Origin of the sequence: Aeromonas sp. 603757, assembly GCF_049171255.1 — a bacterium.
Lineage (GTDB): Bacteria > Pseudomonadota > Gammaproteobacteria > Enterobacterales > Aeromonadaceae > Aeromonas > Aeromonas veronii_A.
Genome location: NZ_JAAKOE010000001.1, coordinates 83306 through 105014, shown reverse-complemented (window position 1 = coordinate 105014; position 21709 = coordinate 83306). Strand labels below are relative to the sequence as shown.

At 60.5% G+C, this 21709-nt stretch carries 18 protein-coding genes; 8 read left to right on the top strand and 10 right to left on the bottom strand.

The features are described 5' to 3' along the window. Nucleotides 1-242: 242 nt before the first annotated feature. Nucleotides 243-851, bottom strand: coding sequence for a 2OG-Fe(II) oxygenase (locus G5332_RS00450; protein WP_421249197.1), 609 nt, complete (start codon nt 849-851; stop codon nt 243-245). Nucleotides 852-1189: 338 nt separating this feature from the next. Between G5332_RS00450 and G5332_RS00445 the strand changes: the two genes are divergently transcribed. Both G5332_RS00445 and G5332_RS00440 read left to right on the top strand, forming a co-directional pair. After that, nucleotides 1190-1666, top strand: coding sequence for a glutathione peroxidase (locus tag G5332_RS00445; RefSeq protein ID WP_421249196.1), 477 nt, complete (start codon nt 1190-1192; stop codon nt 1664-1666). Nucleotides 1667-1827: 161 nt separating this feature from the next. After that, nucleotides 1828-3228 (top strand): DEAD/DEAH box helicase, encoded by a 1401-nt coding sequence (locus G5332_RS00440; protein ID WP_216953860.1) that lies wholly within the window; start codon nt 1828-1830, stop codon nt 3226-3228. Between the two features lie 98 nt (nt 3229-3326). Here the strand turns inward: G5332_RS00440 and hutW are convergent, their stop codons facing one another. Further along, the gene (hutW, locus tag G5332_RS00435; RefSeq protein WP_335844357.1) at nt 3327-4688 is read right to left on the bottom strand and encodes a heme anaerobic degradation radical SAM methyltransferase ChuW/HutW; all 1362 of its coding nucleotides are present in this window, start codon (nt 4686-4688) and stop codon (nt 3327-3329) included. Nucleotides 4689-4941: 253 nt separating this feature from the next. On the opposite strand from hutW, the gene G5332_RS00430 reads away from it, so the two are divergent. Beyond that, complete coding sequence (locus G5332_RS00430) at nt 4942-6537, top strand: methyl-accepting chemotaxis protein (protein ID WP_421172200.1); 1596 nt, start codon at nt 4942-4944, stop codon at nt 6535-6537. A 134-nt stretch (nt 6538-6671) separates the two neighbouring features. On the opposite strand, the gene G5332_RS00425 is transcribed toward G5332_RS00430, so the two are convergent. Then, nucleotides 6672-7688, bottom strand: a complete 1017-nt coding sequence (locus G5332_RS00425; RefSeq protein WP_421311017.1) for a S66 family peptidase — start codon at nt 7686-7688, stop codon at nt 6672-6674. A gap of 265 nt (nt 7689-7953) precedes the next feature. Here G5332_RS00425 and G5332_RS00420 point away from each other — a divergent pair, with 265 nt between their 5' ends. From G5332_RS00420 to cysG, 5 genes are all read left to right on the top strand, one after another. Beyond that, nucleotides 7954-8796 (top strand): patatin-like phospholipase family protein, encoded by an 843-nt coding sequence (locus tag G5332_RS00420; protein WP_005333746.1) that lies wholly within the window; start codon nt 7954-7956, stop codon nt 8794-8796. Between the two features lie 200 nt (nt 8797-8996). After that, nucleotides 8997-10055: an anaerobic sulfite reductase subunit AsrA gene (asrA, locus tag G5332_RS00415; protein WP_204479064.1), complete on the top strand. Its 1059-nt coding sequence runs from the start codon at nt 8997-8999 to the stop codon at nt 10053-10055. Between the two features lies 1 nt (nt 10056). Continuing rightward, the gene (gene asrB / locus G5332_RS00410; RefSeq protein ID WP_421311016.1) at nt 10057-10896 is read left to right on the top strand and encodes an anaerobic sulfite reductase subunit AsrB; all 840 of its coding nucleotides are present in this window, start codon (nt 10057-10059) and stop codon (nt 10894-10896) included. An 11-nt stretch (nt 10897-10907) separates the two neighbouring features. Further along, nucleotides 10908-11918 carry a sulfite reductase subunit C gene (gene asrC, locus G5332_RS00405; protein WP_421249195.1) on the top strand — a complete coding sequence of 337 codons (1011 nt, stop codon included), beginning with the start codon at nt 10908-10910 and terminating at the stop codon, nt 11916-11918. A gap of 197 nt (nt 11919-12115) precedes the next feature. Then, nucleotides 12116-13495 (top strand): siroheme synthase CysG, encoded by a 1380-nt coding sequence (gene cysG, locus G5332_RS00400; RefSeq protein WP_421311015.1) that lies wholly within the window; start codon nt 12116-12118, stop codon nt 13493-13495. Nucleotides 13496-13611: 116 nt separating this feature from the next. Here the strand turns inward: cysG and G5332_RS00395 are convergent, their stop codons facing one another. From G5332_RS00395 to G5332_RS00365, 7 genes are all read right to left on the bottom strand, one after another. Next, nucleotides 13612-13929 (bottom strand): heavy metal-binding domain-containing protein, encoded by a 318-nt coding sequence (locus tag G5332_RS00395; protein ID WP_216953896.1) that lies wholly within the window; start codon nt 13927-13929, stop codon nt 13612-13614. Nucleotides 13930-14100: 171 nt separating this feature from the next. After that, entirely contained in the window at nt 14101-14901 is an 801-nt protein-coding gene (dedD, locus tag G5332_RS00390; RefSeq protein ID WP_421231466.1) for a cell division protein DedD, read from the bottom strand. Nucleotides 14902-14975: 74 nt separating this feature from the next. Beyond that, nucleotides 14976-16235 (bottom strand): bifunctional tetrahydrofolate synthase/dihydrofolate synthase, encoded by a 1260-nt coding sequence (gene folC, locus G5332_RS00385; RefSeq protein ID WP_266133884.1) that lies wholly within the window; start codon nt 16233-16235, stop codon nt 14976-14978. 2 nt (nt 16236-16237) lie between these two features. Further along, a complete protein-coding gene (gene accD, locus G5332_RS00380) occupies nt 16238-17101 on the bottom strand; it encodes an acetyl-CoA carboxylase, carboxyltransferase subunit beta (protein ID WP_005344944.1) in 864 nt (287 codons plus the stop codon). 119 nt (nt 17102-17220) lie between these two features. Then, a complete protein-coding gene (gene truA / locus G5332_RS00375; RefSeq protein ID WP_216953903.1) occupies nt 17221-18030 on the bottom strand; it encodes a tRNA pseudouridine(38-40) synthase TruA in 810 nt (269 codons plus the stop codon). A gap of 188 nt (nt 18031-18218) precedes the next feature. Continuing rightward, a complete protein-coding gene (locus G5332_RS00370; protein WP_421254056.1) occupies nt 18219-20411 on the bottom strand; it encodes a FimV/HubP family polar landmark protein in 2193 nt (730 codons plus the stop codon). A 271-nt stretch (nt 20412-20682) separates the two neighbouring features. After that, on the bottom strand, nt 20683-21699 hold the full coding sequence (locus G5332_RS00365) for an aspartate-semialdehyde dehydrogenase (RefSeq protein WP_040066449.1): 1017 nt from the start codon (nt 21697-21699) through the stop codon (nt 20683-20685). Between the last annotated feature and the right edge of the window lie 10 nt (nt 21700-21709).

The following is a 21709-nucleotide window of genomic DNA, read 5'->3' as shown; positions in this document are numbered from 1 at the left end:
CATCTGCTTGATTTGGCTGCATATTCCGGCCTCTTCATTAGATGTGATCCCTTGGGAAAAGCGGCCTCGTCATGACCATTTGATAAGCCAACCACCATAAAAACCGGACGAAGCCAGATACGAACATAAGTGCGCGCCAGTGTAGCAAGGGAGATCAACCCTTGTCAGCTGATGGGAGACCCATGACCCCACTTCTTGCAGTGAAAAGTCTCCCCTGTGTCAAAATCGGGACACATTGCCCCTCAGCGCGGGGGATCGACCCTTCCCATGCCGTTGCCATTGACCCGAAACCAGCCGGCAATGCTGTAGCGCTCGCGATTGGCAGGCAGCACCTCGTGGGGAAACTCCTCGGAGAGAAACATGACCAGCCGGCCCCCCTTGGGGCTGACATCCATCAGAAACTGCTCCTTGTTGTCATACATGCGCAGCACTCCACCCGCTTCGGGCAGCCAGTCGTTGTTGAGGTAAAACACGGTGGTAAGACGGCGGTTGGAGCGACCGGCAAAGGCATCCCGATGGGTGGCGTAAAAATCCCCGCTGCAATAGCGGGCGAAGTGGGCCTCGTAGTCGAACAATCCCAGCATCAGCATCCGGTTGGCGGCAAGACGCAGGGACTCCATCCGAGCGAGGTAGTCAGCCACCGGCGCACCGAGGGAGGGCTCCAGCCAGTGGATCTGGTCACGGCGAATGTCGGGATTGCCCTGATGCAGGGCGTCACGGCCGATCCCGGCCGGTTGCCATTCGCTTGGCAAACAGGCTTTGAGGGCATCCACCTCGGCGGCAGTCAAAAAATCATCCACTATCACCCATCCCCGGGTGTAAATGGCATCCATGGCAGCTTGATAGTCCAAGATTGGCTCACAATGAGTAGAAAGAGGGCGCTTTGTAGCGACTTACCGGCAAAGTCACAAACCGGTTTGCTTCTCTTGAGAAGTCCCAACATCAATACGCGAGTTGCTGCCCGCCGCCCCGCGTTTTTGTCGACAGTTGTGATCCCGCTCTGCCAAGGAGCGTATTGGCTGTCGAAACTGTGATGGCCCTTGCAATCAAGGGGACGGATCCTTGCTCTCACCTTGCCGTTAAAAGAGCCAACCGATACCGTAGCCACATCACCATCATGTCGTTAGGCCGGCGCTCATCGCCACAACCGACCTGACACTCCACGGATAACCACGAGAAGGATCTGCTTATGCCTCTGCCCGACCTTATTTTGCAACAACTGGATGGAAGCCCCTACCCGCTGACTCAACTGGCGGGCAAGGTGGTACTGGTGGTCAATGTGGCCAGTCGCTGCGGCTTTACTCCCCAATATGAAGGGCTGGAAACGCTCTATCAGGAGCTCGGCCCCAAGGGGCTGGTGATTTTGGGCTTCCCCTGCAACCAGTTCGGCAATCAGGAGCCGGGGGATGCGGACGAGATCGCTCGCTTCTGCTCTCTCGATTATCCGGTCAGCTTCCCCATCATGGCCAAGTGCGATGTCAACGGTGAACAGGCCCACCCCCTCTATCAATGGCTCAAGAAAGAGAAACCGGGGCTGCTGGGGCTCGAAAACGTCAAGTGGAACTTCACCAAGTTCCTGATCGACCGTGATGGCAAGGTGGTTGACCGCTTTGCTCCCACCACCAAGCCGGAGAGTCTGGTCACCCCCATCCGCGACCTGCTCTGATTGCTTTTCGCGATACAAAAGAGCGGCCGGTACAACAGCTACTGCGCAGCGGCCGCTCTTTTGCTATATTACGCCCCCGTTATCATTTCCATATCGTGGCTGGCCCCAATACGCTGGCTGCCCGTTGAGCCAAAGGCTCATCTCAGGAGTTTCTCTCGAACATGTCATTCAACGAACTGGGTCTGTCCCCGCACATCCTGCGGGCCGTCAAGGAGCTGGGTTACGAACAGCCAACCCCCATCCAGCAGCAAGCCATTCCGGCTATTCTGGCTGGTCAGGATGTGCTCGGCGGTGCCCAGACAGGCACAGGCAAAACGGCCGGTTTCACCCTGCCGATGTTGCAGCGTCTGCTGGCCAACCACGGTCGTGGCCGTCGTCAGGTGCGCGCCCTGGTACTGACCCCGACCCGCGAACTGGCGGCACAGGTGGGCGAGAGCATCATCAAGTATGCCCACCACCTGCCGTTCAAGACTCTGATCGCCTATGGCGGTGTCAGCATCAAGCCCAATCTGGACGCCATCAAGCTGGGTGTGGACATTCTGGTCGCCACCCCGGGCCGTCTGCTGGATCTGCTGACCCAGGGCGCCCTGACCCTGAGCCAACTGGAAGTGCTGGTGCTGGATGAAGCGGATCGCATGCTCGACATGGGCTTTATCGTCGACATCCGCCGCATCATGAAGGCGCTGCCTGCAGAGCGGCAAACCCTGCTCTTCTCTGCCACCTTCTCAAACGACATCAAGGCGCTGGCGGATGACCTGCTGAACGACCCCACCCTGATCGAGGTGGACCCCAGCAATACTGCCGCCGAGCAGGTGACCCAGCGCATCATTCAGGTGGATCGGGAACGCCGCCGCGAGCTACTCTCCCACATGATTGGCCGTGGCAACTGGCAACGGGTGCTGGTGTTTGTTCGCACCAAGCAGATCGCCGACCGCCTCGCCCAGCAGATGCAAAAAGATGGTCTCAATACCGTGGCGATCCACGGTGACAAGAGCCAAGGTGCCCGCAACCGGGCGCTGGCCGATTTTCGCAGTGGCGAGGTGCGGGTGCTGGTGGCGACCGATATCGCCGCCCGCGGTCTGGATATCGATCAACTGCCCTACGTGATCAACTTCGAACTGCCCCAGATGGCAGAGGATTACATCCACCGTATCGGCCGTACCGGCCGCGCCGGTCGTGGCGGCGAGGCCATCTCGCTGGTCAGCCAGGACGAGCTGGGTCAGCTCAAGGCTATCGAAGCCTTGATCGGCCAATCCCTGACCGTGGAGATCCTGGAAGGGTATGAGCCAAGCGGCAAGCCGAGTCGCCAGACTCTGCCGGGCAGCAAGCCGGTGCAGAACCCGCCCCGGGCTCGCGGCCATGCCAACGCCAAGAGCAATGCCAAAGGCAAACCTGCCGCAGGCAAGGGCAAAGCCAAGGATGATGCCTCCAAGAAGCCCGCCCAGTCTCCTCAAAACAAGTCCCGCAAGCGGGAAGTGGTGGGCGAGGATATCGGCTTTGCGCCAATGCGCCGCTTGCCCAAAGCAATGCGCGACAGCTATCAGGAGAGCAGCGACGAGTAAGCTCGCGCGACGCTAACTGCCAAGCCAAAAGAGGGAGCCTGCAAGGCTCCCTCTTTCGTTGTGGATCACACGGAGCCGTGCAAATGCTCCACTCGGGCTCAGACCAGCGAATGGCGCACCGCGGCGGTACCATGGCTGGGCGGCGCTGAACCATCGAGCGGATTGAGCTGCAGGAACTCGAACAAGCCAGCCTGCATATTGACGTTCCAGAAGCGTCCGGCAAGGGTGAGTTGCAGTCGCTCATGGCTTATCTCGGCCAAGCCATGCTGCTGCCAGGCCGAGAAGAGCGGCATCAGATGAGCACGCAAGGAGACCGGCAGACGATCCAGCGCCAGCACGCCACTGTCGAGGGCACCGCGCAGCAGACCGTCCATCCTTGCATTGGGATTGCGCCCCATCACCATCCCGGGCGCCCGCTTGCCACTGGCCAGCGCGTCGTGCCAGGGGGCCAGATCCCGTCCATACATCAAGCCGTGGCCAAGAATGCTGCCCCCCGCACCGGCGCCAAAGGGGAGGATCTCCGCACCGCGCTTGGCCATCTGGTTATAACGACTCTGCTCGGCCGGACTGCGCCGCCAGTGACTGCAAGAGAGACGCTCCCAGCCGTGGGCTTCCAGTTGCGCCCCGCCATAGGCATACATGGCCGCCCGCTGCTGGCCATCGGCGAGCCAATCCAGGGTGCCCTTCTCCTGCGCCCGCTCCAGATTGGTGCCCTGCATGGCGATGAGCTGATAGAGATCGGCCCCGTGTACACCGCTCGCCATCACATCGCGGATATCCTGCTGCCACACGGCATCATCCTGACCGGGCAGACCAAAGATGAGATCCGCCACGATCACAGCCGCATCATCCCGGGTCAGCTCACCCAGACGGGTCAGCAGCGTCTCCCTGTCATCGAAACGGGCCGCCTGCTGACGAACCCGGGTATCAAAGCTCTGCACCCCGAATGAGAAGCGGTTGAAGCCCCCGGCCAGCGCCACCTGCCATTTCTCATTATCAAAGCCGTTGAGCCGCCCCTCCAGCGTCACCTCGGCATCGGCCGACAACGGAAAACGGCGGATCACGGCGGCCAGCATGGCCAGCTCGTCGGCGCTCATGTCGGTCGGCGTACCGCCCCCCACATAGACGGCTGAAAATGGCAGGCTCTGCGCCAGCGGGGTGTCAGCCGCCTGCGCAAGGGAGGCGCAGAGCGCGTTGACATAGCGGTTGATCCGCGCCGGGTTGGCGCCATTTTCAAAGAAATTGCAGAAGCTGCAGCGCTTTCGGCAAAACGGAATATGGATGTAGAGGGCGCGCTCCTCAGCTTCACTCTCTCGCTGCCACCAGCTCTGCCAGCCAGCCTCATCCAGCGGGAAGGGGCGCATCCCTCCCCGACTGGCGTGGGCCGAGGTCTTGGCGCTAAAGGCAAACTTGAGGGGATCCGGCGAGGAGATACCGGTCATGGAAGGGGTCAGATTCATGGTGGTCACTATTTAGTAAATAATAACAATGATAACGATTATCGTTACTGGCGTTTTGTTCTGGATCAACCCGCAGAGCCGTGCAGCTCGTCGAAGTCATTTTGGCAACCAGCATTACCGATCTGCTTAACAGATTATTTACTAAAGAGCGGTTATGGTGTGCCGATAGAGAACCATCATTCTTGCTCTCCTCGCCTACGCTCAGATGAAGCTGGAACAGATAAAACACAACAACGCATGGAACGCCCCGACTATGCATAACCTCTCCCTGAACTGGAAAATCTTTCTCCCTCTTGCGCTGGTCATCAGCACCACCTTTGGCCTCAGCTTCGAGCTCTCTGCCTGGCTGCAACGGGATCTCGCCATCCGGCTGGCAGAGGAGAAGGTTGAGAGCATGGCCAACACCTATATGGATCAGGTCAACGTGCTGATGATGACAGGTGGCATGGCCAACCGGCAGATAGTGCAGACCAAACTCAAGAGTGAAGCGGGCATCGTCGAGGCTCGCCTGATCCGCGCCCCTGCCGTCAGCAACCTGTTTGGCCCGGGTCACCCAGACCAGAAAGCGCAGGATCCCCTCGATGAGCGTGCTATCAATCAAGGCGAAGCCATTCTGGAGCAGCAGGGCAACCGGCTCACCCTGATCAAACCGTTCAAAGCCTACAAGGAGTATCGCGGCACCCAATGTCTCACCTGTCACCAGGTCAATGAAGGGACCGTAATGGGGGCAGTGCGGATCAGTTACGATCTCAGCCACACCTTCGGCGAGATCCGCCACAACAACCTGATCCTGAGCGGCAGTCTGGCCCTTGTCTTCAGCCTCGGTTTCGGCCTGCTGTGGTGGGTATTGCAACGCTATGTAAAACACCCGCTGCGGCAACTGCAACGTACCATGCTCCAGATGGCCAAAGAGCGTAACCTCGCTATCCCCCTGCTCAACCAGAGTCAGGATGAGCTGGGCCAGATGACCCGTGCCGTCAATGAGATGGTGCAGGGCTTCAGGCACAGCCTGCAGGAAGTAGAAGGGGCGACCCATCAGCTCTATCAGGAGTCGAGCCAGATCCGTCAGGTGGCGACCCAGACAGAAAACTCGGCCCGTCAGCAAGAGTCGATGACCACTCAGGTTGCCGCCGCTGTAAGCGAGCTTGCGGCAAGCTCCCACGAAGTGCGCGAACATGCCCGCAAGAGCGCCGAGCTCTCCGCCCTAACCAATCAGGATGCCGCCAATACCAGCCGCCTCGCCCAGCACTCCATCATAGATATGGGCGAGATGTCGGCAGAAATTGATCGGGTGGATCAGGTGATCCAGCAACTCGATAGCCGCTGCCTCGCCGTTGACGGTGTGCTTGAGGTGATCAAGGGGATTGCCGATCAGACCAACCTGCTGGCCCTCAACGCCGCCATTGAAGCGGCCAGGGCCGGCGAGCAAGGCCGTGGCTTTGCGGTGGTAGCCGATGAAGTGCGGGCCCTCTCCAACCGTAGCCGTGCCGCCAGCGAGGAGATCTCCCAGATGATCGCCGCCCTGCAAAACGAGGCCCAAAGCGCCGTTGTGGTGATCGGGGATGCAAAAAGCAAAGCCGGTGAGAGCATCAGCAAGACAGAGGCGACCCTGGCGGCCATGCAAAACATCATTGGACGCATCGCCAGCATCAATGACCTCAACGCCCAGATGGCACAATCAGCAGAAGAGCAGGACAGGGTCTGCAGCGAAGTGGATCACGCGGTCAGCGACATTCGCAATACGTCAAATGACACTCTGGGTCAGGCCCATGCCGCCAACCTCGCCAGTATCCAGCTGGTCGAGCAGTGTCAAAAACTGGAGGCCTTGCTGAAAACCTACCGCTGGTAATCCAGCCAATGGCAACAAGCGCGCTCCCGAGTCGCGCTTGTTGCCGCAAACTACCCTTGATGGGCGGTGTCGAGCATTCATCAATCCTCTTCAGCACATAGCATGTGTGCTTCATCTCCCTTGGCAACATAGCCTCAACAGTCATCCCACCAGGGATCCAGCAAGGTGAGCTGCTGGCGGTCGAGATCGAGCGCTACCTCGATGCCCAGCGGCAGCGTCAGCATGGGGTGGGTATGGGCGCAGTCAAACTCCGCCAGAATGGGGAAGCTCGGCTCCCCCACCACCTCCAGCAGGATATCGAGTGGGCGCTTCCCGCTACCCTGATCGTTGAACAGCTCGTGCTTGCCGAGGATAAGGGCGCCGATCCGATCAAACACCCCGCACAACTTGAGGTGAGCAAAGGATCGCTCCAGCGTCTCGGCTGATTTCAAGCTGTCCTCCAGCAGCAAAATGTCACCGCGCTCGATGGGCGGCATATAGGGGGAGCCCCAGATCCCCGCCATGGTGTTGAGGTTGCCGCCGATCAGCCGTCCCTGCACCCGGCCTGAGCCCACCGAGCTCAGCCGGTTGGGCTGGCAGCGCTTGGCCCGGGTCTGATTTTCCCAGTCCAGCCGTTCATCGCTCCACTGCGTCGGGGTGGGCAAAGTGCAAGGGACGCCAGCTTCGTCGGCCAATGCAATCTGTAAAAAACTGGCCAACGTTTCATCCACCAGCGGCGGCAACTCGCCAAAGGAGGCCACCAGCGCCGGGCCATAAAAGGTAACCAGGCCAGTTTGGGCGTGGATGCCGAGCAGCAGCGACGTCACATCGGAGTAGCCGACGATGATCTTGGGGTCGCGCCTCAGCGCCTCAAAATCGAGGTAGGGCAGCAGGGAGTTGGAGTTGCTGCCACCAATCACCGACATGATGCAGCGCACTTCTGGGTCGCGAATAAGGGCATTGAGCTCCTCGGCCCGCGCGGCGATGGAGCCGGAACGCCAGTGATCCTGCTGGCCGGTGAGGCTGCCCGCCTTGAGCCTAAAGCCCTGCCCCTCAAGAAAGGCTTTTGCGCGGGCAAAACGGTTGGGTGCCCAGGCGGTCGCCGCGCTGGAGGGGGAGAAAAAAGCGATGGTATCGCCACGTTGGAGCAGCGGGGGAACCAATAACGTCATGACACACTCATCCTTGCCAATATCCAGCCATCACAGAGTCGTTGAGACTCCTACACAACCCCTTTGATCACAACGGGTTTATCACTATCGTTTAGAAATACAAAACACTTGATTCATTATTAACAGATATTCTAAACACCATCCCCTTCCTAGAATGACCTCATTGCGATGGCCAACCCCGGTTGGTTGTCAGAATGGTCGGCCTGACAGCCCGAACGTTCTCTTTCCCACTTTTTCTCTCTGACTTATCAATGAGGTGCCTGTCATGAACAAAAACGCATCCCCCAGCGCATTGGTTGTAGAAGGCGGCGCCATGCGCGGCATATTTGCCAGCGGCGTGCTGGATGCGTTTATCGAGCATGACTATCGCCCCTTTGACTTCGCCATCGGTGTCTCGGCGGGAGCCACCAACTTGCTGGCTTATCTCGCCAGCCAGCATGGTCGCAGCCACGAGATCCTGACCAAACTGGCGTGCAGCCAGCAGTTTATGGATCCCCTGCGTTTTGCCAAAGGAGGCAATTTGGTGGATATCCACTGGCTGTGGAACACCAGCTGCCGCAAGTATCCCCTCGACATTCACGCCTACCGGGAGACCGGCATCCCCTTCTATGCGGTGGTGACCAATACCCTGACCGGCAAGGCGGAGTACATCCGGGTCAAGCCGGAAAACATGAACGAGGTGCTCCCCGCCAGCTGCGCCATTCCCCTCGCCTCCCACGAATACCCGGAGGTGCACGGGGTACCGATGACAGATGGCGGGGTGGCCGACTCCATCCCGGTGATCGAAGCCTACCGCCGCGGTGCCCGTCACCTGACGGTGATCCTCTCCGAGCCCCTTGGCTATCGGCTCAAGCCGATGCCTTTCCCCTGGATGATCCGCACTCTGCTCAAGACCCGCCCCGCGCTGGCACAGGCGCTGGAGCAGCGGGATCGCAGCTACAACGAGGCGCTCGATTTTATCGCCAATCCGCCGGAGGACTGCCAGATCGAGGTGATCGCCCCGGCTGACTACTTCCCCGTTTCCCGTTTTACCCGCGATATCAACAAGCTGGAGATGGGATACGTGATGGGCAAGTGCGCAGGCTATCAGGCCGCCCTGCTCAATTGATAAGGCTTTTACAGGCATGACCCGACCTGCCGCGACGCACGCGCCGCCAACACAATAACAATCGGGTCAGTTGAGCAACATGAGTCATAAAAACAGACCGTGGCGAGGCAAGCGCGGCCAGAACCGGTGCCAGACATCCTGACCGGCCCGCTCCTCATCCCTATGCCAGGGCATCTCACCCTCATACAAGGTGTTTATTTATGTCGTTTCTTCTCACCCATCCCGCGCTGGCGCAGCTGTTCGAGCGGCTGCTGCCCGATTACCGGATCATGGCGCCCGCGGCCGAATATCGGGGCGGCCGCTTCTCCGACACCGACAACGTCACCTACCACAGCATCCGCCATCCGGCCGATCTGGTGTGGCAGGAGAAGTCCCACTTCTCCCCGAAAGAGGTGGTGCTCCCCATCACCCAGACCCTGTTCCACTTCGACAATCTGGAGCTGCGCGAATCAAAGGTGGAGGCCAAGCCCACCCTGCTGTTCTTGCGCAGCTGTGATATCCACGCTCTGCGCAGGCTGGATCAGGTCTACCTGAAAAATGGCCAGAACAGCGACGTCTACTACGCCCGGCTGCGCAGCAAGCTCAAGCTGGTGCTGCTGGAGTGCCGCGAGAGCTTCGAGAACTGCTTCTGCGTCTCCATGGGCAGCAACGAGACCCAGGACTACGCCGCCGCCATTCGTCTGAGCGATGAGGGTGCCCGCATCGAGGTGAAGGATCCCGAGCTGCTCGGCTACTTTGCCGAACTGGGCGAAGCCGATGACTTCACCCCGGAATTTGTCCAGAGCAACCCGGTCAAGGTACGCACCCCGGATAGCGTCTGTGACGACCCCCAGCGGATCCGCCAGATCCTCACCGCCCATCCGGTCTGGGCCGAGTACGACAGCCGCTGCATCGGCTGCGGCCGCTGTACCACCTCCTGCCCGACCTGCAGCTGCTACAGCGTGCATGACCTCACCTATGCGGAGAACCCCCAGCAGGGCGAGCGCCGTCGCCAATGGGCCAGCTGCATGGTGGATGGCTTCAGCGACATGGCCGGTGGCCACGGTTTTCGCGCCAAACATGGCGAGCGCCTGCGTTATCGCGCCCTGCACAAGGTCAACGACTACAAGGCCCGTCAGGGAGAGGAGCACATGTGCGTCGGCTGTGGCCGCTGCGACGATCGCTGCCCTCACTACATCTCCTTTAGCAACATCATCAACAAGATGACCGATGTGGTCGAACAGACCATCGCAGCCGACAACGCGCAGGGGGCGAACTGATATGTGCCAGTGCCAGCAAACCGCAATAGCAGAACAGCAGCAGGGCGTGGTCGAAAACCGCCTGCTGCCCAAGGCCTACACCATTCTGGCCATCGAGCGCCACACCGAGCTTGAGTGGAACTTTCGGGTCTCCCGCGACTTTGATGTCCACTACGGCCAGTTTGTGGAGATCTCCCTGCCCACCGTCGGCGAAGCGCCCATCTCGGTCTCCGACTATGGCGATGGCTATGTGGATCTGTTGATCCGCAAAGTCGGCAAGGTGACCGATGCGCTGTTTGCCCTCGATGTGGGCGACAAGGTGTGGATGCGCGGCGTCCACGGTAACGGCTATCCGCTGGAGACCTACCGCAACCAGCACCTCATCGTGGTGGCGGGCGGCACCGGCGTCGCCCCGGTCAAGGGGCTGCTGCGTCGCTTTAGCAAGCATCCGGAACAGGTGAAGTCCCTCGACATGATCCTCGGCTTCAAGAACGAGCAGGCGGTGCTCTATCGCCACGAGATGCAACTCTGGGCCGAACAGCAGAACCTCATCGTCACTCTGGACGAGGGCAAGGAGAGCGAGCAGTTTCGCATCGGCCGGGTCACCGACTACATCGACCAGCTGGATCTCTCGGATAGCGAGGATATCCAGGCCATCGTGGTCGGCCCTCCCGTCATGATCCGTTTCGTGGTACTCGCCCTGCTTGAGCGCGGCATCCCCAAGGATCGCATCTGGGTCGACTACGAACGCCGCATGGCCTGCGCCGTGGGCAAGTGTGGCCACTGCCGGATGGGCGACACCTATATCTGCGTGGATGGACCAGTCTTTCGTTTTGACCAGGCCCAGCATCTGATCGACTAAGGGAGAACACCATGAGTCTCGATATCGACATCATCAAGGCCCGCGCCAAGAACGAATACCGTCTCTCCAAGGTGCGCGGTGAGGCGATGATCAGCGTGCGCATTCCCGGCGGGATCATGCCCGCCCACCTGCTGGCGGTGGCCCAGCAGATCGCCGAACAGTACGGCAACGGCCTGATCCACCTCACTACCCGCCAGAAGCTGGCGATGCCCGGCATCAAGTATCAGGACATGGACAAGGTCAACGCCGCCCTCGAACCCTTTATCAAGGAGATCGAGGTGGAGACCTGCGGCATCGAGGTTGAGGACACCCGCGCCGGTTACCAGACCATCGGCGGGCGCAACATCGTCGCCTGTCAGGGCAACACCATCTGCCAGAAGGGCAATATCGACTGCACCGGGCTGGCTCAGCGGATGGAGAAACACCTCTACCCCAACCCCTATCACCTCAAGATGGTGATCGCCGGCTGTCCCAACGACTGCGCCAAGGCCAACATGGCCGACTTCGGCATCCTCGGCATCGCCAAAATCCACTTCAATGCCGAGCGCTGCATCGGCTGCGGCGCCTGCGTCAAGGCATGCAGCCACCACGCGGTGGATTGCCTCGCCATCAAGCATGGCAAGGCGGTCAAGGAGGAGAGCAAGTGCATCGGCTGTGGCGAGTGCGTACTGGCCTGCCCGACCCTGGCCTGGCAGCGGGATCCCAAGCAGCTCTACATGGTCAAGCTGGGAGGACGCACCAGCAAAAAGACTCCCCGTACCGGCAAGCTGTTTCTCAACTGGGTCACCGAAGAGGTGCTGCATGCGGTGATCAAGAACCTGTTCGAGTTCGAGACCGAGATGCTGGATGGCAAACCCATCTATCTGCACATGGGTCACCTTATCGACCGGGCCGGTTATCACAAGTTCAAGGAGCGGGTGCTGCGCGGCGTCACCCTCAATCCGGAAGCCATGGTCGCTGACCGCATCTTCTGGGCCGAAGATCAGTACGTCGCCAACATGCACGTCAAAGCAGTGCCATAGGAAAAACCTCGTTTGGGGAAGCGTGATCAAGTGGCCGACACCGGTGGGGATCTGTCGTTGGCCCGGGCGTAGATCACCCTTCCCCTTTTTTATTCCCGTCGGGGGATCTTTCCCCCGACCATCCGGGGTGCGTCACGGCGCGCCCTGCTATCTCGCCCGGCGCGGCATTGCGAGCGGGCCAGCATCCGGAGCCTGTTATGGACTTTCTCCCTCTCTTTTGTCAGCTGCAAAACAAACCGGTCCTGATCGTCGGCGGCGGTGAGGTGGCGGTACGCAAGGCGCGCCTGCTGCTCGATGCCAAGGCGAAGATCACCATCAATGCCCCGCATCTGGAACCCCAGCTGATGAGCTGGGCCGAGCAGGGCCGCCTGACCATCTGCGCCGCCAATTTTCATCCCGAACTGCTCGATGGCAAGTGGCTGGTGATCGCTGCCACCAATAATCCAGAGGTCAACCATCAGGTCTTTCATGAGGCGAGCCTGCGCCAGATCTTCTGCAATGTGGTGGACTCTCCGGCCCACTGCAGCGCCATCATGCCTGCCATCATCGACCGCTCGCCGCTGATGGTGGCCATCTCCAGCGCAGGCGCGGCCCCGGTTCTAAGCCGCCAGCTGCGGGAAAAACTTGAAGCCATGCTGCCGCAACACCTCGGCCAGCTCGCGGCGCTGGCGGGCAAGCTGCGCGAGCGGGTCAAACTCATTCCGGACAAGCTGGCCCGCCGCCGCTTCTGGGAGCGACTCTTTAGCCATGAGCGACTGGCATGCCAGCTGGCCCGCGGCCAGCAGCAAGCTGCCGAGCAGAGCGTCGCAGAGCTATTGAATGAGCCACTGCAGAGCAAGGGAAGCGTAACCCTGGTGGGCGCCGGCCCTGGCGATGCGGGACTGCTTACCCTAAGCGGTCTGCAGCAGTTGCAGCAGGCGGATGTAGTGGTCTATGACCGGCTGGTGTCGCAGGAGGTGCTGGCACTTGTGCGCCGGGATGCCGAGCGGATCTTTGTTGGCAAGGAGGCGGGCCGCCACTGTGTGCCCCAGCAGGCGATCAACCAGCTATTGCTGGAGCAGGCCCGCCTCGGCAAACAGGTGGTGCGGCTCAAGGGGGGCGATCCCTTTATCTTTGGCCGGGGTGGCGAGGAGCTGGAAACCCTGGCCGAGGCGGGCATCCCCTTCTCGGTAGTACCGGGCATTACGGCTGCGTCGGGCTGCGCCGCCTACAGCGGCATTCCCCTCACCCACCGCGATCATGCCCAGCGGGTGCAGTTCATCACCGGCCACGACAAGGAGGGCAATATCGCCCAGGAGTGGTCGGCGCTGGCGGCCCGCCGCCAGACTCTGGTCTTCTACATGGGGCTGGCCCACGCTGCCCGCATTCAGGATGAGCTGCAAACCCACGGCATGCCCGGTCATACCCCGGTGGCGCTGGTGGAGCAAGGCACCCAGCTAAGTCAGCGGGTGGTGCGCGGCGAGCTGCAGCAGTTGGCCGAACTGGCCCGTCAGGTGAAGAGCCCGAGCCTCATCATCATCGGCTCGGTGGTCACTCTGGCCGACCAGCTCGACTGGTATAGCAACGACAGAAATTGATCAATAAACGAGAAGGGCCGACAACCGGGTTGTCGGCCCTTGGGCAGCCAGCAGTTATCCACTTTATCCGTGACCCTGCCTGCGACGGCAGTTGTCGGCAACCCTTGCGTGGCGCATCACACCAGCACGGCAGTACCACTGATGCTGACCATCAGCATGCTGCCGTTTTGCCCCACCACTTCGTAGTCGATATCGATACCGACCACCGCATTGGCGCCAAGGGCGGCAGCGCGCTCTTTCAGCTCATCGAAGGCGATGTCGCGGGCACGGGCCAGCTCTTTTTCATAGGCGCCGGAGCGGCCGCCGATGATGTCGCGGATCCCGGCAAAGAGATCCTTGAAAATGTTGGCGCCGAGAATGGCTTCGCCAACCACGATGCCGCGGTATTCACGAATGGTTTTGCCTTCCAGCGTGGGGGTCGTCGAGAGGATCATCTTGAACTCCTGTGAGTAGCAGAAGGCCCCAGACTACCCCAACTGACAGCAAATCCCAACCGGGTGGTGGCCTGTACGACGCCGTCATTAAAAATCACGACGGTCAGATAAAAAACACCGCGCACGGGGCGCGGTGTTTGTTTCAGAGGGCCATTGCAAACGGCAACGCCATTACGGGTTGTAGGAGACCACCGAGCCACTGAGGCCGGTCATCTGGGAGATCCGTCCCTGCATCCCCTGCAGTTTGGCCTTGGAGACATCCGGCCCGATAAAGACACGGTTGAGCTGACCCTGCACCGGTGTGCGCGGCGAGGTGTGGGCAGAGTAGCCCGCCGCCCGCAGCTTGCTCACCAGCGCGTTGACGCTGTCGACGTTCTTGAAGGCGCCAAGCTGAAGGATCCAGCTGCCCTGCGCCGGTGCCGCAGCAGGCGCGGGAGTGGTCGGCTGGGTCATCTTGCTTTCAATCAGATCGTCGAGGGACTTGATCTGACCCGCCTGCGGTTTGGTCGGTGCGGGTGCCTTGGCCACTTCAACCGGTTTGGCTGGCGTCGGCTTGGGTGCTGGCTTTGGCGGTTCGACCGGTTTTTTGGCCACCACTTCCGGCTTGGGCTGTGGCTTGGGTTGGGCATTCTGTTGCGGCTGAACCGGTGCCGGTGCGGCAGGGGTTGTCGCCAGCTGCGCACCGTTGCCCTGACCGGCGAGGGTCATGGGGTCAGCCACCTCTTCCACTTGCCACTGCTGGGCCGCAGAGGCCTGTTGCTGGCTGGCCAGATGATCGGCGGGCAGGCTGCTGGCTGCCGAGACCTGCAGCGCAGGCTTGGCAGGCTCCAGCTCGGGGCGCAGCGGGATCTTGGCAAAGGCCTCCTCCTTTTGTGCCAGCTTGTGACCATCCAGCAAGTCCGGCAGGAAAATAACAACCAGGGCCACCAGGATGACGGTGCCCACCAGACGGTTTTGAAACTTCGAGGCCAAGTTGAATCCTACCTTTACGTAACTCAATATGCGATTTGGCTCCCCGCCAAAGGGCTGGGGAGCCGGGGTGTGGCCTAGACGGCGACACCCGCCAGAATGTCGGCGACAGTGTAAAACGAACCAAACACAATGACCATATCGTCCGGACTCGATGCGGCCAACGCTGCCTGATAAGCGGCGCTGACATCATCAAACTCCCTGGCAGGCCCCTTGCCCTCCCCCAGCGCCGCAGCCAGTTGCGCAGCGGTGGCGGCGCGCGGGCCGGTGAGGCTGGCCAGATACCACTCGCCGATCAGACCGTCGAGCTCAGCAAGTGACCCCGCCATGTCCTTGTCTTTGAGCATGCCGACCACGGCACGGCGCACACCCGTGCAGGGCATCTTACGCAATTGCGCGGCCAGATAGGCTGCCGAATGGGGATTGTGGGCCACATCGACGATCACCAGCGGCGCACTTTGCAACTGCTGCATCCGGCCAGCCAGCCGGGCATTGGCAAGCCCGTCACGAATGGCGGACTCCGGCAGCGGCAAGCCGAGGGATTCCAGCGCCGCCAGCACGGTCACCGCGTTCATCAGCGGCAGCGCCGGTTTTGGCAGATCCCGCCACTGGTTGAGGCCGTGATAATCCCAACCGCTCTCGTGCTCATCACCACGAAAATCGAGACCGACCTGACGCAGGTTGGCGCCAAGACGCTGGGCTTCGCTCGCGATAGTCGCAGGTGGATTGGGCTCACCGCTGATGGCGGGTTTGCCGGCGCGATAGACCCCAGCCTTCTCCACCGCCACGGCTTCACGGGTATCACCCAGCCAGTCGCAGTGATCGAGGGCAATGGAGGTGATCATCGCCACATCGGACTCCACCACATTGGTGGCGTCGAGCCGGCCACCCAACCCCACCTCCAGCAGCAGCACATCGGGCGCGGCGCGGCGAAACAGCCACAGCCCAGCCAGTGTCGCGAACTCGAAGAAAGTGAGGGCAATCTCGCCGCGAGCCGCTTCCACTTCGGCAAAGGCGGCGCAGTGATCGCTGTCGGCCAGTTCGGCCCCGTTGATCCGCACCCGCTCGGTAAAGCGCAGCAGATGGGGAGAGGAGTAGACGCCGACCTTATAGCCTGCGGCCATCAGAATGCTGGCCGCCATGGCACAGCTGGAGCCCTTGCCGTTGGTACCCGCCACCGTGATCACCTTGAACGGCAGTTGGGTCAGCCCCATACGCCGGGCAACGGCACCGACCCGATCCAGACCCATGTCGATATTGACCGGATGGATCTGCTCCAAATAAGAAAGCCAGTCGACAAGCGACCGGCTTTGGGATTGTTGCATGTTTGAACTCATCTTCACTCTTCGATGACGTGAGTATTCAGCATTTTGGCGAGCAGGCTGGCCAGACGGTTACGCATGTCGCGACGATCGATAATCAGGTCGATGGCCCCCTTCTCCAGCAGGAATTCGGAGCGCTGGAAGCCTTCCGGCAGTTTCTCGCGTACGGTCTGCTCGATAACGCGCGGGCCGGCAAAACCGATCAGCGCCTTGGGCTCGCCCACGTTGATGTCACCCAGCATCGCCAGACTGGCGGAGACCCCCCCCATGGTGGGGTCGGTCAGCACAGAGATAAAGGGCAGGCCAGCCTTGGAGAGTCGGTCTAGCGCCGCGCTGGTCTTGGCCATCTGCATCAGGGAGAAGAGGGCTTCCTGCATGCGGGCACCACCAGAAGTGGAGAAACAGACCAGACCGCGGCCCTCCTTGATGCACTCCTCGACAGCGCGCACGAAGCGGGCACCGACCACGGAGGACATGGAGCCACCGATAAAGGAGAACTCAAAGGAACAGGCGACAACCGGCACCCCTTTGAGGGTCCCTTTCATGACCACCAGCGCATCTTTTTCTCCTGTCGCTTTCTGGGCGGCAGACAAACGATCCTTGTAGCGCTTGGAATCCTTGAATTTCAGTACATCCTGCGGCTCCAGCTCGGCACCGATCTCGGTACGACCCTGCTCGTCGAGGAAACTCTCGAGACGGGCGCGAGCGCTGATGCGCATATGATGATCACACTTGGGGCACACTTCGAGGTTGCGCTCCAACTCTGCCCGGTAGAGCACCTGTTCACAAGCACTGCACTTGGTCCACACCCCTTCCGGAATGTTGTGACGACGGGGTGCAGTGATCTTGCTCTTGGGAAGAATCTTCTCAAGCCAGCTCATGGAATTCCTTAATGCTTTTGTGCCTGACAAAACGCATCGAGCCTAGATTGTTCAATGACTTAATAGCTCGATGGCAACAAATGACGGGTCATTAAACCACAATTTTTCGGGCGCAGTTACTAAAAACTGGTCGTACCCGGTGCCGAGTCCGGCAGCCACAGCGGGCCGAGCGGCAACTGCGGCAGAGCAAACTCGGCCGGGTAATCCACGTCGACCAGATAGAGGCCACCGGCCTTGGCGGTCGGCCCGGCCAGATTGCGATCCTTGGCAGCCAGCACCTCGGCAATCCACTCCACCGGTTTGAGCCCCTGCCCCACCAGCAGCAGGGAGCCGGTGATATTGCGCACCATGTGGTGCAGGAAGGCGTTGGCCTTGATGTCGAGCACGATGTAGGGGCCGGAGCGGCTGACGCACAGATGGGTCACATTGCGCCACGGGGTGTTGGATTGGCAGGCAACGGCACGGAAGGTGCTGAAGTCGTGCTCCCCCAGCAGGCTCTGGCCCGCCTGGTGCATCAACTCGGCATCGATGGTCTCGTGGTAGTGACTGACGCCACTGCCGAGGATCGCCGGACGGAAGTTGTGGTTGTAGATGACGTAGCGGTAGCGACGGGCGGTGGCGCTGAAGCGGGCGTGGAACGTTTCGTCCACCTCCTTGACCCAGCGCACGGCGATATCCGGCGGCAGGTTGGAGTTGAGCCCCAGGGTCCAGGCCCCTTCGGCACGGTTCGCCTCGGTATCGAAGTGGATCACCTGGCCGGTCGCATGGACGCCGGCATCGGTGCGCCCGGCACACTGGATGGAGACAGGGTGGTTGGCGATCCGGCTGATGGCCTTCTCCAACTCCTCCTGCACGCTGATCACTTCACGCTGACGCTGCCAACCGAAATACCGGCTGCCGTCATATTCAATACCTAGGGCAATTCGCATGGATAAACTTGTCTTGTTGTGAAACGCAGTGAAAGAAACGGGGCGGATTATACGCGCTCAACTCGAAAAGTCCCACAAACCGCCTGATTGGCTTGCATGGGCGGAGAATTCACCCTGTGCAAATTGCCATGAAGAAGGGGGCAGCCAATGGCTGCCCCCTTCTTGCTGATCCCGCAACAGGGACAATTTTACCCCAACCGCTTGAGCAGTTTTTCTGCCTCGGCACGCTGATGCTCGGTGCCCTGCTCTGCCGCTTCTTGCAGCAGCTCGCGGGCGCTATCCTTGTCGTCGATCTCGAGGTAGGCGCGGGCCAGATCCAGCTTGGCCCCCACACCGCCGTCATCGGCATCCACATCAAAGCCGGTGGATTCAGGCAACACCTCGGGGAAACCATCGAGCCCCACGTCCAGCGAGAGACCCTGATAGGGCTCCTGCTCCGGCGCGGTGGCATCCGCATCGGCCAGCAGCTTGTCGATCTCGACGTAACCGCTTGCCTGGGCCTGTTCCCTTGGCTGCAATTCTGCCGGATGAGACTCCACTTCGGTAAAGGCATCCTCGAAATCGGAGAGCGCCAGTTCGTTGGGATCCCACTCAAGATCGAGCTCGGTCTCCTTGCCTTTGGTTGGCTCAAGCCCCAACTCGGCCAACATATCATCAGCCGAACCATCCACGCTCAAGTCGATGGCATTATTGCCCTCGCCCGCAGCCGGTTTATCCAGCTCATTTTCAAAATCACCCAGATCAAAACTGGCCAGATCATCAGCAGCCGTACTCTTGCTGCTTGCACTCAACTCCGGTTCCAGATCAGCCGAAAGATCCGCATCCAGCTCGGCAAACAGGGCTGCCTGCAGCTCCTCTTCGCTCATGAGCTCATCAGCATCCCTGGACTTGGGATTGAACTCGCTGGCCAGATCCATGTCGGGTTCATTGGCCAACGCGACAGGCTCATCCAGCGAGAGATCGAGATCCGGCACCAGATCCGGGTCACGACTGGCTGACTGGGCAGCCATTCGCTCCGGCTCGAAACCTTGCAGATCGATCTCACCATCGTCGCTGAAAACCAGATCAACATCCGGCTTTTTAGCCGGTTCATCTGGCTCGACCGGCATAAAGCCATCAGGGGTATTGAGATCCGGCACCGGGCGTACCGGCTCGTTGTCGGTCACATCGACACTCAGCAGATCGTCAAACTCGCTCTGCTCCTGATCCATCATCATGGCGGTGGACTCGGAGAGGCTCTTCTCCTGCTCCTCCAGCTCGCGACGGGCACGGGCCCGCAGCCACAGGGTCACCAGCGCCAATACCAGCAGCACCGGCAGCAGGATGATCATGGCAAGGTTGAGCGGTGAGGAGAGCAGCTCCATCAGCCAGTGCTGCTTGGGTTCAGGCTCTGCCACCACGGGGGGGACAGGTCTGGCCTTCAGCTCGGCGAGCTCTTTTTGCAGCGCGGTCTGATCCTGCAACTGGGCCTTTAGGGTCTCGACCTCTTCGGTCAGGGATTGCAGACGCAGCTTGAGCCTGTGGTTCATCTCGGTCACCTGACCGAGCTGGGCATTGGCATCTTCCAGTGCCAGCGCCATCTCGGTGGCCGGTTTGCCCACCGGTTTTTCCAGATCGGAAGGCAGAGGTGCCGGTGTGGTGCTTGCTGCGGCGCTCGTCGCCGGGACTGGGGCCACCGCCTCTTTTGGCGCAGGCTCGCTCGCCTTGACAACATCTTTGGTTTCAGCAGACGGTTGCGGTGCTACGACAGGAGCAGGAATGGGTGCCGCTTTTGCCGCAGGCAAGGGAGCTGGCGCGGTTTTCACCGGTTCGGCTTTGGCAGTCTCAACCTTCACGGGCTTGGCCGCTGGTTTGGCGCCATGGGCATGCTTCTCGGCGAGATACTTGGGACTCAGCCCCTTCCAGCTGGCGTTGTCACTGCGGAATCTGGCTCGCGCCTGGGCATCGGTGATGACGCTCGCTTCAGCCACGGTCGGCAGCAGGATGCGTGACCCCACCAGAATGTGGTTGATATTGCCATCGGCAAAACTGCGGGGGTTTTTCTCGTAGATCGCCACCATGGTCTGGTAGACGCTGACACTACTGGAGGGACGATATTTGCTCGCCAGACTCCAGAGGGTATCGGTTGGACGAACAGGGCCATAACTACCGGCATTGGCCGTGACCTGACGTACCACAGGCTGGGCGGTTGCACGTACCGGTTGCGCAACGGGTCTGGCGACCGGTTGCGCCAGCGGCTGGGAATTGACGGCGGGAGGTGCGGGCTCGTCAGGGCCTTTTAGCTCGACAAAAAAAGGCTCCCGCGCAGCGTCTTCAGCCTGGACGGAGCCCAGCAGACCCAATGCGAGTAGCGTTGCCAATGTTATGCGGGAATGTCCCATATTCGTTCCTTCGTATGACGGCCCTATCACATTGAAAAGTCTGGATAGTTACCCCAAAACAGTCGGTTCAATATAAATCAGGCTCGCGTCGCAAGCCAGTAGTCCGACACATTTAGCACCCGACTTGACTCTGAGTGTAGGAAAAAACTTAATCAGTTGATATCGCAACAGAATCTTGAAGTGACGGAGTGCGGCATGGGTCACACCCCCGATTTATCACAGGCCGGATGCGCAGCACTCCCTGCTGCCCATCTGTGGCATCTGACCAGCCTTACAGATAGTCGCGAACCAGCAGCTCGGCAATCTGTACACTGTTGGTTGCCGCGCCCTTACGAACGTTATCGGCCACGATCCACATATTGATACCACTCGGATGAGAAATATCCTGACGCACCCGACCCACCAGCACCTCATCCTTGCCGGTTGCGTCACGCACCGGGGTCGGATAGTCCCCTTCGTCATCAAACAGGGTCACACCCGGCGCACTGCGCAGCAGGTCCTTGACCTGTTCGGCATCGAGCGGCTGGTGCAGCTCGACGTGTACCGCCTCGGCGTGGCCGTAGAAGACCGGCACCCGCACGCAGGTGGGGTTCACGGCAATGCTGGCATCGCCGAGGATCTTCTGGGTTTCCCATACCATCTTCATCTCTTCACGGGTGTAGCCGTTGTCGGTGAAGCTGTCGATCTGCGGGATCAGGTTAAAGGCGATCTGTTGCGGATAGAGGGTCGGTTCCACCGGACGACCGTTGAGCAGATGAGCGGTCTGACCCGCCAGCTCGCTGACCCCCTCTTTGCCGGAGCCTGACACGGATTGATAGGTGGCCACATTGATGCGGGCAATGCCCACTTCGTCGTGCAGCGGCTTCAGGGCCACCAGCATCTGGATGGTGGAGCAGTTGGGATTGGCGATGATGTTGCGATTGCGAAAATCGGCTAGCGCATCCGGGTTCACTTCCGGGATCACCAGCGGGATATCTTCGTCGTAACGGAAGCAGGAGGTGTTGTCGATGACGATACAACCGTGCTCGGCAGCAATCGGCGCCCACTTGGCAGATACCTCGGCACCGGCGGAGAAGAGTGCGATCTGCACCTGGCTCCAGTCAAACTCCTCCACATCGAGGATCTCGAGGTTCTTGCCGCCAAAGCGCACGGTATCACCGGCGCTGCGGCTGGAAGCCAGCGGATAGAGGGTCGCTACCGGAAATTCGCGCTCTTCCAGGATCTCGATCATCGCCTGACCCACGGCGCCGCTGGCACCCAATACCGCTACGTTAAACTGCTGGCTCATTCTGTTCTCC

What these genes read in the sequence shown, in the direction of transcription:
- G5332_RS00445 (WP_421249196.1), top strand. Translation starts at nt 1,190, where the DNA reads ATGCCTCTGCCCGACCTTATTTTGCAACAACTGGATGGAAGCCCCTAC.
- G5332_RS00440 (WP_216953860.1), top strand. Translation starts at nt 1,828, where the DNA reads ATGTCATTCAACGAACTGGGTCTGTCCCCGCACATCCTGCGGGCCGTC.
- hutW (WP_335844357.1), bottom strand. Translation starts at nt 4,688, where the DNA reads ATGAATCTGACCCCTTCCATGACCGGTATCTCCTCGCCGGATCCCCTC.
- G5332_RS00430 (WP_421172200.1), top strand. Translation starts at nt 4,942, where the DNA reads ATGCATAACCTCTCCCTGAACTGGAAAATCTTTCTCCCTCTTGCGCTG.
- G5332_RS00425 (WP_421311017.1), bottom strand. Translation starts at nt 7,688, where the DNA reads ATGACGTTATTGGTTCCCCCGCTGCTCCAACGTGGCGATACCATCGCT.
- G5332_RS00420 (WP_005333746.1), top strand. Translation starts at nt 7,954, where the DNA reads ATGAACAAAAACGCATCCCCCAGCGCATTGGTTGTAGAAGGCGGCGCC.
- asrA (WP_204479064.1), top strand. Translation starts at nt 8,997, where the DNA reads ATGTCGTTTCTTCTCACCCATCCCGCGCTGGCGCAGCTGTTCGAGCGG.
- asrB (WP_421311016.1), top strand. Translation starts at nt 10,057, where the DNA reads ATGTGCCAGTGCCAGCAAACCGCAATAGCAGAACAGCAGCAGGGCGTG.
- asrC (WP_421249195.1), top strand. Translation starts at nt 10,908, where the DNA reads ATGAGTCTCGATATCGACATCATCAAGGCCCGCGCCAAGAACGAATAC.
- cysG (WP_421311015.1), top strand. Translation starts at nt 12,116, where the DNA reads ATGGACTTTCTCCCTCTCTTTTGTCAGCTGCAAAACAAACCGGTCCTG.
- G5332_RS00395 (WP_216953896.1), bottom strand. Translation starts at nt 13,929, where the DNA reads ATGATCCTCTCGACGACCCCCACGCTGGAAGGCAAAACCATTCGTGAA.
- folC (WP_266133884.1), bottom strand. Translation starts at nt 16,235, where the DNA reads ATGAGTTCAAACATGCAACAATCCCAAAGCCGGTCGCTTGTCGACTGG.
- accD (WP_005344944.1), bottom strand. Translation starts at nt 17,101, where the DNA reads ATGAGCTGGCTTGAGAAGATTCTTCCCAAGAGCAAGATCACTGCACCC.
- truA (WP_216953903.1), bottom strand. Translation starts at nt 18,030, where the DNA reads ATGCGAATTGCCCTAGGTATTGAATATGACGGCAGCCGGTATTTCGGT.
- G5332_RS00370 (WP_421254056.1), bottom strand. Translation starts at nt 20,411, where the DNA reads ATGGGACATTCCCGCATAACATTGGCAACGCTACTCGCATTGGGTCTG.
- G5332_RS00365 (WP_040066449.1), bottom strand. Translation starts at nt 21,699, where the DNA reads ATGAGCCAGCAGTTTAACGTAGCGGTATTGGGTGCCAGCGGCGCCGTG.